Raw genomic sequence first — 14,072 nt, 5'->3', positions numbered from 1 at the left:
TTTTCACTCCTTTTAATAGAACGTTTGTTCTCATTATAAACCATCTATTTAAAGGAAACAAGCGAACAGGTTTCGTGTATAATGGAACGAACATATATTCTTTTTAATGATGGAAAGGGGAAAAACCATGAAGTTTTTTCATACTGCCGACTGGCATTTAGGAAAACTGATCCAAGGCGTCTATATGACAGAAGAACAGCGTCTTGTCTTGAACCAACTGATCGCTGCCATAGAAGAAGAAAAACCTGACGCGGTGATCGTTGCCGGAGATTTGTATGACCGGGCAGTGCCGCCGACCGATGCCGTCAATCTGCTCGATGAGGTATTGGCCAAAATCGTCCTGGGTTTAAACACCCCGGTACTCGCTGTAGCGGGAAACCACGACAGTCCAGGCCGCTTGAATTTTGGCAGCCGCATTATGAAGATGAACGGCATCCATATTGCTGGACATGTCCAAAAAGAACATGAGCCGGTCATCTTGAAAGATGAACATGGGGAAGTCCATTTTCATCTCGTCCCGTACACCGATCCTTCGCTGGTTAAATACGCCTTTGAAGATCCGGAAATCCGTTCCCATAATGACGCCATGAAAGCGATCACCGGCACCATCAAGAAATCGCTCGATCCAAATGCCCGCCACGTTTTTGTCGGCCATGCATTTGTGACGCCGCACGGGGAACAAGAAGACAATACAAGTGATTCAGAGCGTCCATTATCGATCGGCGGGGCGGAACATGTGGCTGCGCACCATTTTGACAGCTTTCACTACACCGCGCTTGGGCATTTGCACAAAGCCCATTACGTTTTGAATGAAACGATCCGCTACGCGGGATCGCCTTTGAAATATTCGATTTCTGAAGAAAAACATCAAAAAGGGTTTCATATAGTAAATATGGATGCCAGCGGCCAAGTGACAGTCGAAAAGCGCTTGTTTGTGCCAAACCGCGATATGCGAACGGTTGAGGGGACAATGGAAGAAATTCTGAAACATGAGCTCAATGAAGACTTTGTTTTTGTCAAATTGCTGGATGACTCTCCAATTTTGTATCCGATGGAAAAAGTTCGTTCGGTTTATCCGAATGCGATGCATGTAGAGCGGAAAAGCTTTATGGGAACTGCTGCGCAAAGCGGGGCCGGGGTGCGCCGGAAAATGGATTCATTATCGCTGTTCAAAGCATTTTACGAAGAAGTGAAAGGCGAAGCGGCTTCCGAAGAGACAGAAGCGATTTTCAAAGACGTGCTGGAAGAATTCTTAAGTGAAGAAAGCGATAAGAAAGAAGGGGTGAACGTATGAGACCCTTAAAACTAAAACTGACCGCGTTCGGCCCATACAAGCAAACAGAAGTGATTGATTTTGCCGATTTGCAAGGCAATCAGTTGTTTGTCATCTCGGGCAGCACCGGCTCAGGGAAGACCACGATTTTTGATGGGATCTGTTTTGCGCTTTACGGATCGGCAAGCGGATCGGACCGCAGCGACTCAAGGATTTTGCGGAGTGACTTCGCTGACGATGGAACGCATACGTGCGTCGAAATGGAATTCGAGATACATAACAAGGTGTACCGGATTTTACGCCAGATGGGCCATGTGAAAAAAGGAAATAAAAGTGCGACTGGTGAACGCTATGAATTTTTCGAGAAATGCGAAGGCGGGGAAAAACCATGCGTCGAGCGGCAAATCGTTTCGGAAATCAACCGCAGGATAGAAGAAATCATAGGATTGACCCAGAATCAGTTCAGCCAAATTGTCATGCTGCCGCAAGGGGAGTTCCGCAAGCTTTTGACTTCGGAAACTGACAACAAAGAAGAGATTCTGCGGAAGATTTTCAAAACCGAACCCTACAAAATGATCAGTGAACGATTAAAGCAAAAGAAAGATGAAGCGTCAAAAGCGTTCCAATTGGAAGAACAGGTTTTAGCAAGCCATATCCGGAACATTGCAGCCTCGCTTCCCGACCGGGATTCAGCGATTTTCGAGCTGCTTTCACGCGACCATTACAATGTCCATCAAGTGATGGCAGCCCTTGGACAGGAAGCGGAATTCTACGAAGGAAAAATTGCTTCGGATAAAGTGGCGTACCAAACCGCTTATCAGCGGCATGCAGAAAAGCAGCAGCTTTTTCATGAGGCGAAGCAATGGAATGACCGTTTCGACGAGTTGGCGCAAAAAGGGGAGCGGCTCGAGCAGATGACAGCCGAACTTCCAGTTTTTGAAGAAAAAGAACGGCATTTGCAGCAGGCTGAGCGCGCAAGTTTGATTGAAGGGCTGGAAAGCTTTTTTAAAGAGCTGCAGAACGATGAACTTGAGAAACTGGAACTTCTAAAAGCAGCCCGGGCAAATGCGCAGACTGCTCTTGATCAATGGAAGAGATCGGAAGCGGAATTTTGTGTGCAGGAAAAACGCCAAGGGGAGCGGGAACAGCTTCACAGAAAAATTCTTGAACTGCAGAACAAACTTCCTGCAGTACAGGAGTTGGATGGGAAAAGGGCAGAACTCGAGCGTCTTGAAACGCTGGCAAAACAAGTGGCAGCGGAAGCGGAATCAGCTGAAGAAACTTGGCAGACTGAAAAGCGGGTCCTCGAGAAGATAGCGCTGCAAGCGGCAGAGCTGGAACAGAAAGTTGAAGCTTTTGACGGGAAAAATGAACGCTTGGCAGAATTGAAAGAGAAGTGCCGTATTGCCGCATCTTTGCTTGCCGCTCAAAGCAGCTGGACAAAACTGGAGAAGGAAAGCCGGACATTGGAAACGGCGTACAGGCAAGCTGCTGCCCATTATGCAGAGCTTGAAGCGAAATGGTTCGCTGACCAGGCGAGAGTGCTGGCGGAGCAATTGCACGAAGGTGAAGCATGCCCGGTATGCGGAAGTCTTGAGCATCCGAATAAGATCAGTGCGGCGCATGGATCAGCGGTTGCAAAAGAGCAGCTTGATCTGGAGAAGGCCAAACTCGACGGAGCAGACAGCCGATTCCGCAACGCATCGGCACGTTTGAATGCATTGGCCGAACAGTTGGACGAGAAGAAAGCGGAAGCGCGCAGCTTCGGATGGAATCCCGATCGGACAGAAGAGGAATATCCAGGTCTTGAGGCGGAACGAAAAGCGCTGGATGCAGAAGTCGGGGAATTGCAAAAAGACAAACAAGAACTGCGCACTTTAAAAGAAAACCTCAGCCAATTGGCCCGCCAAGTGGAACAGCTGGAACGGCGAAAAGGAGATGCCTCAGCGGCCATGCAGAAACAACGGGCAGCGTTTGAGACAGCAACAGCCGTTTTTGAACAGCAGTTAATGTCGATTCCAGAGGAGATTCGGGTTCTTGCTGTCCTGGAAAAGAACATCCGCCAAGCTTCGGCCGAAAAAGATCAGCTTGAGAAACTATGGGCACAAGCGCAGGAGCGTTTCCAATCGGCGAAAGAAATAAAAGCTTCTACAGCAGCAGCGCTCGAGCATGCTGTGGGAACAGCCGAAGAAGTGAAAAACAAAAAAGTACAGGCAGGAGAACAATTTAATGCGGCTCTTCAAAAGTCGTCGTTTGAATCGGAATCAGTTTATCAGCAGGCGAAATTGACGGAATCCGCACAAGCTGCGCTGAAAAAAGAGCTCGAGGCCTATAAGCAAAGCAGGCATACATTGATTGAGCAAGTCAGGGAGCTGGAAACTTTGCTTGCAGGGCGTGAAAAAACCAATTCGGCGGAACTTGAAGCTGAATTGGCTGAATTGAAACGCGTCTATGAACAGGCTTTTGCCCAATTAAACTACTCCAAAGAGTTTGAAAAGACAGCGGTGGCTTTGATGGGCAAAATTGCGCAAGCAACCGAACAAGCGGCGCAGGCTGAGCAGGAAATGAGCAGAATTGCCGATTTGCATGATATGATTCGCGGCCAAAACCCGCAAAAAATTTCCTTTGAACGGTATTTGCAGATTGAATACTTGGAACAGATTATCCATTCAGCCAACGAGCGTTTGAGGGAATTATCAAATGGCCAGTTCTACTTGATCCGCAGCGACCGCCAGGAAGCGCGGGGCAAACAAAGCGGATTGGGGCTTGATGTCTACGACTCGTATACCGGGCAGACGCGCGACGTCAAAACCATGTCGGGCGGAGAAAAGTTCAATGCTTCTCTATGTCTCGCTCTTGGCATGGCCGATGTTATCCAAAGCTTCCAAGGCGGTGTGTCGATTGACACAATGTTTATCGACGAAGGATTCGGTTCGCTTGATGAAGAATCATTGAACAAATCCATTGAGACATTGATTGATTTGCAGAAGTCTGGACGGATGATCGGGGTCATTTCCCATGTCCAGGAATTGAAATCCGCTATCCCGGCGATTTTGGAAGTGAAAAAGTCGAAAGAAGGCTATAGCCAGACGCGCTTTTTGCTGAAATAAACAGCTGAGTTAAGAGATCGAAATTTCTTTAGTGTTTAGATCCTTCTTGAATAGTGAATGACAAAAGTAAGAGTTCGGTTCTGGAAGGGGAAAACATGGATACATTTCTTTATTTTTTCTTTGCGGCGGCATATCTCCTATTGCTGATATGGGGGATGGGACAGCAGAAAACATGGAACATGATGTCGTTTGTGTTTTTAGTGGTGCTTGGCCTTATTTACGATAACGGCATTATCGCGCTCGGCAAATTCATTGGGGAAGGAGCGCTGCTGGAAAGCTTGAGCAGGCCCCGCTTCTGGATTCATGCTTTATTGACGCCGACGCTTGTCTTGTTTTCATGGGGTGCATTGGATCGGGCTGGCGTGGAATGGGTGAAAAAAGCGCCGGTTCTGGCTGGGGCTGTATTATGTACGCTGGCTCTGATTGCAATTGAGTTTGTGCTTGAAACAGTCCATCTGGATTTGAAAAGCGCGAGTGAATATGGGGTCGTGCGCTATGTTTCTGCTGACCCGGCGACTGGCCCGCCAGTCATGGTGCTGCTGTTGACAGCTGTACTCATCTTTTCAGGCGCTGTCCTTTGGAGGCTTACAGGCTGGAAATGGATGCTGGCCGGTTCGGTTGTGATGGTTATCGGCAGCGCTGTCCCGATGCCCTTAGAGAGTTCGGCCGCAACGAATGCGTTCGAATTGTTCTTGCTTGTCACGCTTGTTTGGACCAAAGCCCACTTGGAATCGACTAAAGTGCGACGGTAAATCGCACCCATTCAAAGGAGTTTTTCTATGAAAAATTTTAGTTTTAAAGGCCGAATCATTTATTTTGCTGCCATCGCAGCCATAAGCCTAGCTTTTTTCGGCCTCCAGTTTTATGCGAATTCCGAAGGCTCCCCAGGGATAGGTTCCACCGTCTTGCTGATTTTATGGGGAGTGATGGCGGCATTTGGCATAGGAGGAATAATTTTCAGTGTTATACAACGGAGCCGTCAGCAAAAATGACGGCTTTTTGTTTTGCAAAAAAATAAAAAAACAGCAATTTTGAGAAGGAGAAAACAAAGGAAACTATGATAAAATTTAACGATATTAGCAGAAGCGGGAGTGAAAGCTGAATGGCCAAAAAGTTGAGTATTCCAGATTTGATCGGCTTGATTGAGCCGGGAGCAGATATCATCATTCCAATAGCGAACGGGGAGCCGATCCGGTTGCTTGACCTATTGGAAGAACATGCTGAAAAATTGAAGGGCGTAACTATTCATCAAATGTTAGCTTTGCGCCCCAGGCCTTATATTGAAGGACGATTTGAACAATTGAAGCACGTCTCGTATTTTCTCAGCGGAGCCACAAGAAAAGTCTATCAGCAAGCGAAATTGGAGCTTGTGCCAAACAATTTCCATGAAGTGCCGAGAATGCTGAAGAAAATAACAAAAATGTCGATGATTATGACTGTCGTTTCCCCAATGGACGAGCATGGCTATTTTACGTTGGGAACGCAGGCGGACTATGTTGCGGAATTTATCGGCACAGTTCCTTTTGTGCTGGAGGTGAACAACCAGATGCCAAGGACTTATGGGCGCAATCAAATCCATATCAGCCAAATCGCCGGCTACGTTGAGCACAATGCAACACTTCTTGAAGAAAAATCATCTCAAATTGGCGAAAAAGATATTCGCATTGCGGCATCCGTAACCGCAGATATAGAAAATGGGGATACGCTGCAGATCGGCATCGGCTCGGTGCCGAATGCGGTCATCAGCATGTTGAAGGACCATCGCCATCTAGGGATTCACACGGAAATGCTGCCGGATGGCATCGTCGATTTGGTGAACGCGGGGGCAGTGGATGGAACGCGGAAATTCACCCATCCCGGGAAAATCATTGCGACATTCGCTTACGGAACGAAGAAATTATATGATTTTATCGACAATAACCCAGGGGTCGAATTTCTTCCGGTCAGCTTGGTCAATGACCCTCGAGAAATTGCTAAAGAAAAAAACATTGTGTCGATCAACGCGACTACGGAAGTGGATCTGTTCGGCCAATGCGCTTCAGAAACGGTAGGCGGGAAATACTATTCATCAAGCGGCGGCCAAATCGATTTCGCGAGAGGCGTCCGGTTCGCCGAAAACGGCAAAGGCTATATTTGCCTGCAGTCGACGGCAAAAAACGATTCCATTTCTCGGATCAAACTGGATTTGGCTCCAGGGTCTGTTGTTACAACAGGAAAAAATGACGTCGATAATATTGTGACGGAATACGGTATTGCGCGCCTTCACGGCGTGTCGCTCTCTGAACGCGCCAAGCGCTTGATCGGAATTGCGCATCCGGACTTCCGTGAAGAACTGCTGTTTGAAGCAAAAAAACGTGGAATCCTGATTTGACAATAAAATCTAGATACTTCTCCATTTGGCTTCAGAGCGACGCTTTCGGTCCATCTGGAGCCAAATGAAAAAGGCTATCGGAAAATTTCCGAAAGCCTTTTTTATTTTGCTTATCGAAATAATCTCTTTACTTGCCCGCCGACGGGCGATATACTTACTTAGGTAAATAATTAGAGGTGGGATGTTTTATGCGGAATTTATTGTTTCATGAAATCCATCAAACATCGCGATTGTCTGTAAAAGAGGTAAATGAAGTGTTGAAGGAGTTCGGCTTGTACAGCTCGCAATGGTCGATTCTTTTTTGCCTGAAGCAATTCGGGGCTATGGCGCAAAAAGATATATGGCAGTATTTGAATGTTGAAGCGCCTACGGTGACGCGTACTATTGTCCGGCTGGAACAAAGCGATTGGATTGTGCGGCGGGAAGGGACGGACAAACGGGAACGAATTGTGGATCTTTCAGGCCGGGCGAAAAAGCTGCTGCCGAAAATTGAACGACGGGTCACGGAATTGGAAGAACGGCTGTTGTCCGATCTGACAGAAGATGAACAGCTGCAACTGATTGCTTTGATGCGAAAACTTGGAGCGGAAGCAAAAGAAAAGGATGTAAGGAATGACTGAAAAACCTCCGATTTGGACGAAGAGTTTCATTAACATATCAATTAGCACGTTTTTTATTTTCGCCGTGTTCTATGCATTGCTGACACTGGTGCCAATTTATGTACTGGATCCAGAAGGATTGGACGGCACGGCTGCTGAGAGCGGCTTTGCCGTTTCGATTTTCCTGGTATCCGCAATCATCATGCGTTTTTTTGCAGGGTTGATCCTAGAGAAATTTGGCAAACGGAAAATATTGGCGTTCAGCGTCTTAATGTTCGCAGTCAGTACATTGTTGTATATATTCGCGGCAGAACTGCCGGCGCTTTTGATGCTGCGCTTTTTTCACGGCATTTGGTTTAGTTTGGTGACGACTGTTGCTGGAGCCATTGCGGCTGATCTTGTTCCGCCTGAGCGGCGAGGGGAAGGGCTTGGCTATTACGGCATTGCGATGAATTTGGCTGTGGTTGCCGGCCCATTCCTTGCTTTGACGCTTCAGCCTCATGTGGCGTATCGGACGATTTTTTTGATTTTCGGAATTATCATGGCAGTCGGCTTTTTTTGCGCCTTGTCCGTTCGAGCAGAGGAAAAACCGGTCGTCAAATCGGAAAAACGAAAATTGGCCTTCAGTGATTTTATAGAGATAAAATCACTGCCTGTTGCCAGTGTAGGATTTTTGATTTCCTTTGTGTATGCCAGCATTATAACCTTTATCTCGGTTTATGCAGAATCGCTTGGGCTGCTTCAGACGGCAAGTTTTTTCTTTGTCGTTTATGCGGTGGCAATGTTGTTGGTGCGGCCGTTCACCGGACGGTTGTTTGACATGAGGGGACCGGACATTGTCATCATTCCTTCATGTATCATTTTTGCAGTCGGCCTCCTCGCATTGAGCTTCACCCACTCCTGGTGGATGCTTTTACTGTCGGGGGCGCTGGTAGGGCTTGGATATGGGACGCTTTTGCCGAGTTTCCAGACTTTGGCGATCCAAGCGGCCGACAAACATCGAAGCGGTTATGCGACAGGAACGTTTTTCGCTTTGTTCGATAGCGGAATGGCGGTCGGTGCGGTATCGCTTGGCGTTCTTGCTGGGCTGATGGGGTATTCGAACCTTTACCTGGCGCTGGCAGTTGCCTTGATCGCAATCATTTTTTACTATAAATGGATAATGGCTAAACACAGGGATATCGAAAATTAAACGTTGAAAAAGGCCTTCTGCAGATGCAGAAGGCCTTTTTCAGTAATCAGTGGATAATCCCCATCTTTTCTTATACTATGAAAGTACAATGAAAAAGGGGATTTATAAACAATGGGCCAAATCAGCAAAGATCTATATGGATTTATGATTCAAAATACAAGCCATTTGACAGATGAGTGGCTCAGCAAACGTATAAAAGCGGACGGCTCCACTTATTCGAAGAATGCAGCGGTTCAGGTTGAAAAGCAGTTGAGAATGCAGAACGCGAAATTCATCGAAGCAGTTTCTTTAGTCTTTGTACAAGGACGAGAAGAATATGGCAGCTTTATCGAAGAATGGGTGGAAACAGTGGCCAAAGAACGCGTCCAACAAGCAGTTCCGCTTCATGAAGTCATTGCCCAGCTGCGGATTTTCAGAGGCATTTACTGGGGGTTCGTCCGGAAGTTCTTTGAGGAGAACCCTAACGCTAGGAGTGAGGACGCATTGCGTTGGAGTGAGGCGATCAACCATGCTTTTGACTATATCATTGAAATTTTTGCTATCCATCATCATGAAGCGACCCAGAAAATTTTGGCCAGCCAGCAAGCTATGATTAACGAACTGAGCAGTCCGGTCATTCCCATAAAAAAAGGGGTAGGGATTCTGCCGCTTGTTGGCGATATTGATACCCACCGGGCCAAAGTCATCTTGGAAACGGCGCTTGAACAAAGTGCGAAGCGGCAGCTGCATACCTTGTACATCGATTTGTCTGCCGTGGCAATTATCGATACAATGGTCGCCCAGCAATTGTTCCAGCTGATGGCTTCATTGAAAATAATCGGTGTTCAATCTGTCCTTTCCGGCATCCGTCCAGAAATCGCCCAAACGGCGGTAACCCTGGGCATCAATTTCAAAGACATCAAAATCCAGGCCAACTTGATGCGGGCGTTGGAGACCTATGGAAACTAGCAGCCAAAAGACCTGTCCTTCTTTTTTTTATGAGAAGGACAGGTCTTTTGAATTTCGGGCTATGCTAATGTCTTCTTGCTGAATCGGCATGGAGCATGTGCTGCTGTCTTCGCCCATCTGATCTACAAAACATAAAAGTAAACCGAGATGAAATGGCATAAGCTTCCGAGCAGAATAAACAGGTGGAAAATTTCATGGAATCCTAAATATTTTGAAGACAAAAAATCAGGCTTTAAGCCATAGATGATTCCGCCTATCGTATAGAAAAGCCCTCCAGCGACCAGCCAAAGCAAACCGCTGATCGGCATGCTCGCGGCAAGCGGCACAATTGCAAAGATGATGATCCAGCCCATGGCAATGTAAAGCGCAGTCGAAAGCCAGCGGGGGGAATGGAACCAAACCATTTTAAACAAAATGCCGCTGATGCCGAAGACAGCTACAAGAGCGAACAACACCCAGCCGAGCGTTCCGGAAAGAGCAATCAGGCAAAACGGGGCATATGAACCCGCGATAAGAGCGAAAATCATGGAATGATCAAGTTTTCGAAGAAAAGCGATAGTCCTCGGTGCAGCTATTGCTGCGTGATAAAGGGCGGACGCGGTATAAAGGCACATTAAACTGATGCCAAAAATCATGACGGCTGCGACATGCAAGCCAGGTGCATCGGCGTATGCTGCTTTTAACACCATGGCGCAAAATGCGATAAATGACAGGACAGCCCCTGCTAAATGGGACAATGCATTGAAAGGTTCTCGTATGTAAACAGACATAATATACGCTCCTCTTTTTACGTAGTTTTTAAAACTACTTATAATGATATACGCATTATTTTTGCTAGTCAAGCTTGGAGGATATTCAATGATAAGGTAAAATAATGACTATCAAGCAGCAGGTGAGGAGGACGACAATTGGAAAACCGAAAAGAGCCATTTGATAAGCGGGCTTTTCAAAGCCAGATTCCAGCAGAAGATATTCCTAGAATAGATTTATACATCGATCAAGTGATTCAATTGTTTGAAACAGGCTTTGCTGAATCCAAAAGAAACAATGAAGAAAAAATCCTGACCAAGACCATGATCAACAATTATGCCAAAGGGAAACTGTTTTATCCGCCGCACAATAAAAAATATTCCCGCAACCATATTATGTTAATCTCTTTGATCTATCAGATGAAAAGTGTGTTGTCGATCAATGACATCAAGCAAGTACTTGACGGCATCAATGAAAAAGCTGGCCAGAAGGGCATGGATCTGCAGCCTTTCTATGAGAGTTACCTGCATCTGCAAAAAGGCAACGTCGAAAGTTTTGCGAAAGAGCTGGAGCGGCAGGAGGAAGGGGTGGCCAAGCAAATGCATGAAGCTGGAGAAATGAAGGAATTTGATCGTGTGCTTTTGATCGCCTCATTGGTCCACACAAGCAATTTGTACAAACGCGCGGCGGAAAAACTGCTGGATGAGATGAATGAAAGGGTGAACAGCTGATGGCGAAAATACTCATCGATGCGGATGGCTGTCCGGTAGTGGACTTGACCATTGCAGCGGCGAAACGTTTCGGGCTGCCTGTTCTGTTATTGTGTGATACAGCCCATGATATGCAGCGGGAAGGGGCGGAAACGGTCACTGTTTCGAAAGGCGCGGATGCGGTCGACTTTGTTTTGGTCAACCGGGTCCAAAAAGGCGATGTAGTGGTCACTCAAGACTATGGTCTAGCGGCCATGGTTCTGGCTAAACAAGGTTATCCCATCGATCAAAATGGGCGCGTTTATTCAGATGAAAACATAGACCAGCTGCTATATGGGCGCCATGTGGCTAAAAAAATCCGCCAAGCGGGCGGACGTATGAAAGGCCCTAAGAAAAGGCGCCAGGAAGACAATGAGGAATTCGAATTGAAATTAGTGGATCTGCTTGAAGAGATTACTTCGAAATTTGAAAGATAGAGTCGGCTCTTGCCCTTCGGCTCTATCTTTTTTATTTCAAATAATCTTTCACCGGGATTCAAGTGAACAATGAGTAAATTATGGCTTAAAGGGAATACGAAGAAAAAGGGCTTATCCGGCTGAAAGGGGATTAGTATGAAAAAAATTTTAATAGCGGTAACGAATAACGCCTCGCTCGGAGTGCCAGGAAAAATGACCGGTCTATGGCTGAGGGAGCTGACGGATTTTTACCATGAAGTCAAAAATGAATTTGAAGTCGACATCGTCAGTACCGCTTCGACACGGGTGCCAATCGATCCAAGAAGTCTCTTGGCCGTTTTAACCAATAAGAAAACCAGACATTATTATATGGATGATAGTTTGATGGACCGGCTGAAACAGCCGCTGGTTCCAAGCCAGATCGATGGCAATGAATACGATGCCATCTATTTTACCGGCGGACACGGAACCATGTGGGATTTTCCGAACAACAAAGGCCTTCAAGAACTCACTAGGACGATTTTCAAAAACGGGGGAGTGGTATCAGCGGTCTGCCATGGGCCAAGCGGCTTGCTGAATGTCCACTTGACAGGGGAGCGCCCGATTCTTTCAGGGCATGTGGTCACCGGCTTCACCGACCGCGAAGAAAAAGTGATGGGGTTATACAGCTTCATCCCCTTCTCGCTTGAGCAAGCCATGAAAGAACAAGGGGTTCTGTTCAAACAGGCAGCGCTTCCGCTGACCGAATGTGTCGTGGTATCCGGAAAAATTGTTACCGGCCAAAATCCCGCATCCGCTAGAGGCGTTGCGCTGAAAGTAATTGAACAGCTTAAAACCGGGACGGCTTGAGCCTGTGCGTTTAGATTGCATAAGGTCAGGGTAAATTTTTAGATAACTCAGCAGAATGGAACAACTGCAATGAACCGGCAAGCCGTCCTTTTTAGAGGATGGCTTTTTAAACCGAAAAGAAAAAGGAGGAAAGCCGATGTCATTCATCCGGAATGTAGTCATTGAAAACGCCCCTTATTATGTTGACCAAAAAGAGATCGTCGGGGTCGTACGCAATCTTTTTGGCGGGCATTATGATGATATTGAAAGGCTGCTGCGGGTATTTGGCAACGGCCAGATCGAAGGTAGGTATTTTGCGGCTCCGCTTGATTGGTTCGAAAAAGAGCGTGGACTTGAGGAAAAAAATCAGCGCTATGTCGAAGAAGCCGTACGGATGGGCAGCCGCGCTGTTGCCCGTTGCCTGGAAGAATCAGAAGTGGAAAAAGAAGAGATCGACGCTTTCATCTTCGTATCAAGTTCCGGCATGTCGACGCCGACCATTGATGCACGGATTATGAACGAGCTGCGGCTGCCTCCCCACATTAAGCGCATTCCGTTATGGGGCCTGGGCTGTGCTGGGGGAGCATCTGGAATCAGCCGTGCCCATGATTATTGCCGCGCTTATCCTGAAGCGAAAGTTCTCGTGCTGTGCATTGAGTTATGCAGCTTGACGTTCCAGCGCACCGATACCTCAAAAAGCAACTTGATTGGAACATCGTTATTCGCCGACGGTGCCGCGTGCGCTCTTGTAACTGGCGAGCAAGTGCAAGGAAAGGGAGCCGGTTTTTTCATCAAAGACACCCAGTCCACATTGATGCAAGACTCTGAAGACGTTATGGGATGGGATGTAAAGGACCAAGGCCTTCATGTCGTTTTTTCCCGGGACATTCCGAAAATCATTGAGAAATGGCTCAAGCCGAATGTGGACCTCTTCTTAGAAAAACTCGGTAAAACTTCTTCGGATATTATCCATTTCGTCGCCCACCCCGGTGGTAAAAAAGTGCTTGCCGCCTATGAAAAGTCGCTTGGCATTTCAAATGAAAAAACGGATATCTCCAGGAACGTATTAGCGAATTACGGGAATATGTCTTCGCCGACAGTTTTATATGTTCTCAAAGAATTTATGGAAGCAGAGCCAAAACAGGGGGAAGAAGGGCTGTTGACAGCTTTGGGGCCCGGATTCAGCTCGGAAATGCTTTGGCTGGAATGGGGAGAATCGGGCCAATGACCTTTTTTTATATCGTATTCGGCTTTGTCATTCTGCAGCGCCTGCTGGAAGTCATGTATGCTAAATCCAATGAACGGCGGATGAAACAGCAAGGAGCAATTGAAGCGGGAGCTTCCCATTACAAGTGGATTGTCTTGCTTCATATTCTTTTTTTCGTTTCATTGCTTGCGGAAGTCTTGTACATGGGGCCTGACGGAGGCGGGGGCTGGCTCTTCTTTTTCCTTCTCTTTGTTGTCGCCCAGATTTTGCGTGTATGGGCTTTGGCTTCCCTGGGACCTTTCTGGAACACTAAAATTTTGGTTTTGCCGGGAGCGGAAAAAGTGAAAAGCGGACCTTACCGCTGGATTCCACATCCGAATTACGTGGTTGTAGCCTTGGAAATTGCTTCGCTGCCCATGATATTCGGGGCATGGCGCACTGCACTGATTTTCACCATCGCAAATGCAATGCTGCTGCTGTTGGTCCGGATTCCGGCGGAAGAAAAGGCGCTGCGGCAATTGAAAGGGTAACGAAAACCGAAAATCTTTTGTTTTCGTATTTAAGAACAGCTTTTTAGGGTATACAAGAAAGAGAAGAGCAATCAAGTTTCTAAATGTGGAGGGATTCAG

General features: G+C 47.0%; 14 protein-coding genes. 13 read left to right on the top strand and 1 reads right to left on the bottom strand.

All coding sequences use genetic code 11. The features are described 5' to 3' along the window. Positions 1-127: 127 nt before the first annotated feature. The 8 genes from FQV30_RS14860 (at position 128) to FQV30_RS14825 (ending at position 9,493) form a co-directional block, all read left to right on the top strand. Positions 128-1,294: an exonuclease SbcCD subunit D gene (locus tag FQV30_RS14860; protein WP_146500935.1), complete on the top strand. Its 1,167-nt coding sequence runs from the start codon at positions 128-130 to the stop codon at positions 1,292-1,294. Then, positions 1,291-4,383 carry an AAA family ATPase gene (locus FQV30_RS14855; protein WP_146500934.1) on the top strand — a complete coding sequence of 1,031 codons (3,093 nt, stop codon included), beginning with the start codon at positions 1,291-1,293 and terminating at the stop codon, positions 4,381-4,383. Before FQV30_RS14860 ends, FQV30_RS14855 begins: the two co-directional genes overlap by 4 nt. Positions 4,384-4,478: 95 nt before the next feature. Next, entirely contained in the window at positions 4,479-5,135 is a 657-nt protein-coding gene (locus tag FQV30_RS14850; RefSeq protein ID WP_146500933.1) for a hypothetical protein, read from the top strand. A gap of 27 nt (positions 5,136-5,162) precedes the next feature. Continuing rightward, complete coding sequence (locus FQV30_RS14845; RefSeq protein WP_146500932.1) at positions 5,163-5,375, top strand: hypothetical protein; 213 nt, start codon at positions 5,163-5,165, stop codon at positions 5,373-5,375. A 110-nt stretch (positions 5,376-5,485) separates the two neighbouring features. After that, positions 5,486-6,754: an acetyl-CoA hydrolase/transferase family protein gene (locus FQV30_RS14840; protein WP_146500931.1), complete on the top strand. Its 1,269-nt coding sequence runs from the start codon at positions 5,486-5,488 to the stop codon at positions 6,752-6,754. A gap of 188 nt (positions 6,755-6,942) precedes the next feature. Further along, complete coding sequence (locus FQV30_RS14835; RefSeq protein WP_146500930.1) at positions 6,943-7,374, top strand: MarR family winged helix-turn-helix transcriptional regulator; 432 nt, start codon at positions 6,943-6,945, stop codon at positions 7,372-7,374. Next, a complete protein-coding gene (locus tag FQV30_RS14830; protein WP_146500929.1) occupies positions 7,367-8,545 on the top strand; it encodes an MFS transporter in 1,179 nt (392 codons plus the stop codon). The genes FQV30_RS14835 and FQV30_RS14830 overlap by 8 nt, the downstream gene beginning before the upstream one ends. Positions 8,546-8,656: 111 nt before the next feature. Then, positions 8,657-9,493 carry an STAS domain-containing protein gene (locus FQV30_RS14825; protein ID WP_146500928.1) on the top strand — a complete coding sequence of 279 codons (837 nt, stop codon included), beginning with the start codon at positions 8,657-8,659 and terminating at the stop codon, positions 9,491-9,493. A 122-nt stretch (positions 9,494-9,615) separates the two neighbouring features. Here the strand turns inward: FQV30_RS14825 and trhA are convergent, their stop codons facing one another. Then, the gene (gene trhA / locus FQV30_RS14820; protein ID WP_146500927.1) at positions 9,616-10,263 is read right to left on the bottom strand and encodes a PAQR family membrane homeostasis protein TrhA; all 648 of its coding nucleotides are present in this window, start codon (positions 10,261-10,263) and stop codon (positions 9,616-9,618) included. Between the two features lie 138 nt (positions 10,264-10,401). Between trhA and FQV30_RS14815 the strand changes: the two genes are divergently transcribed. The 5 genes from FQV30_RS14815 (at position 10,402) to FQV30_RS14795 (ending at position 13,973) form a co-directional block, all read left to right on the top strand. Next, the gene (locus tag FQV30_RS14815) at positions 10,402-10,974 is read left to right on the top strand and encodes a DUF1836 domain-containing protein (protein WP_146500926.1); all 573 of its coding nucleotides are present in this window, start codon (positions 10,402-10,404) and stop codon (positions 10,972-10,974) included. After that, a complete protein-coding gene (locus FQV30_RS14810) occupies positions 10,974-11,429 on the top strand; it encodes a YaiI/YqxD family protein (protein ID WP_146500925.1) in 456 nt (151 codons plus the stop codon). Before FQV30_RS14815 ends, FQV30_RS14810 begins: the two co-directional genes overlap by 1 nt. A gap of 135 nt (positions 11,430-11,564) precedes the next feature. After that, the gene (locus FQV30_RS14805) at positions 11,565-12,257 is read left to right on the top strand and encodes a type 1 glutamine amidotransferase domain-containing protein (RefSeq protein WP_146500924.1); all 693 of its coding nucleotides are present in this window, start codon (positions 11,565-11,567) and stop codon (positions 12,255-12,257) included. A gap of 136 nt (positions 12,258-12,393) precedes the next feature. Beyond that, the gene (locus FQV30_RS14800; protein WP_146500923.1) at positions 12,394-13,464 is read left to right on the top strand and encodes a type III polyketide synthase; all 1,071 of its coding nucleotides are present in this window, start codon (positions 12,394-12,396) and stop codon (positions 13,462-13,464) included. Continuing rightward, complete coding sequence (locus tag FQV30_RS14795) at positions 13,461-13,973, top strand: isoprenylcysteine carboxyl methyltransferase family protein (protein ID WP_146500922.1); 513 nt, start codon at positions 13,461-13,463, stop codon at positions 13,971-13,973. Before FQV30_RS14800 ends, FQV30_RS14795 begins: the two co-directional genes overlap by 4 nt. The last annotated feature ends 99 nt before the right edge of the window (positions 13,974-14,072 follow it).

Source organism: Planomicrobium sp. CPCC 101110 (assembly GCF_007859395.1).
In the GTDB taxonomy this organism is placed as follows: domain Bacteria; phylum Bacillota; class Bacilli; order Bacillales_A; family Planococcaceae; genus Planococcus.
Note: the sequence above shows the minus strand (reverse complement) of the source record. Positions and strands in the feature narration are given on the sequence as shown.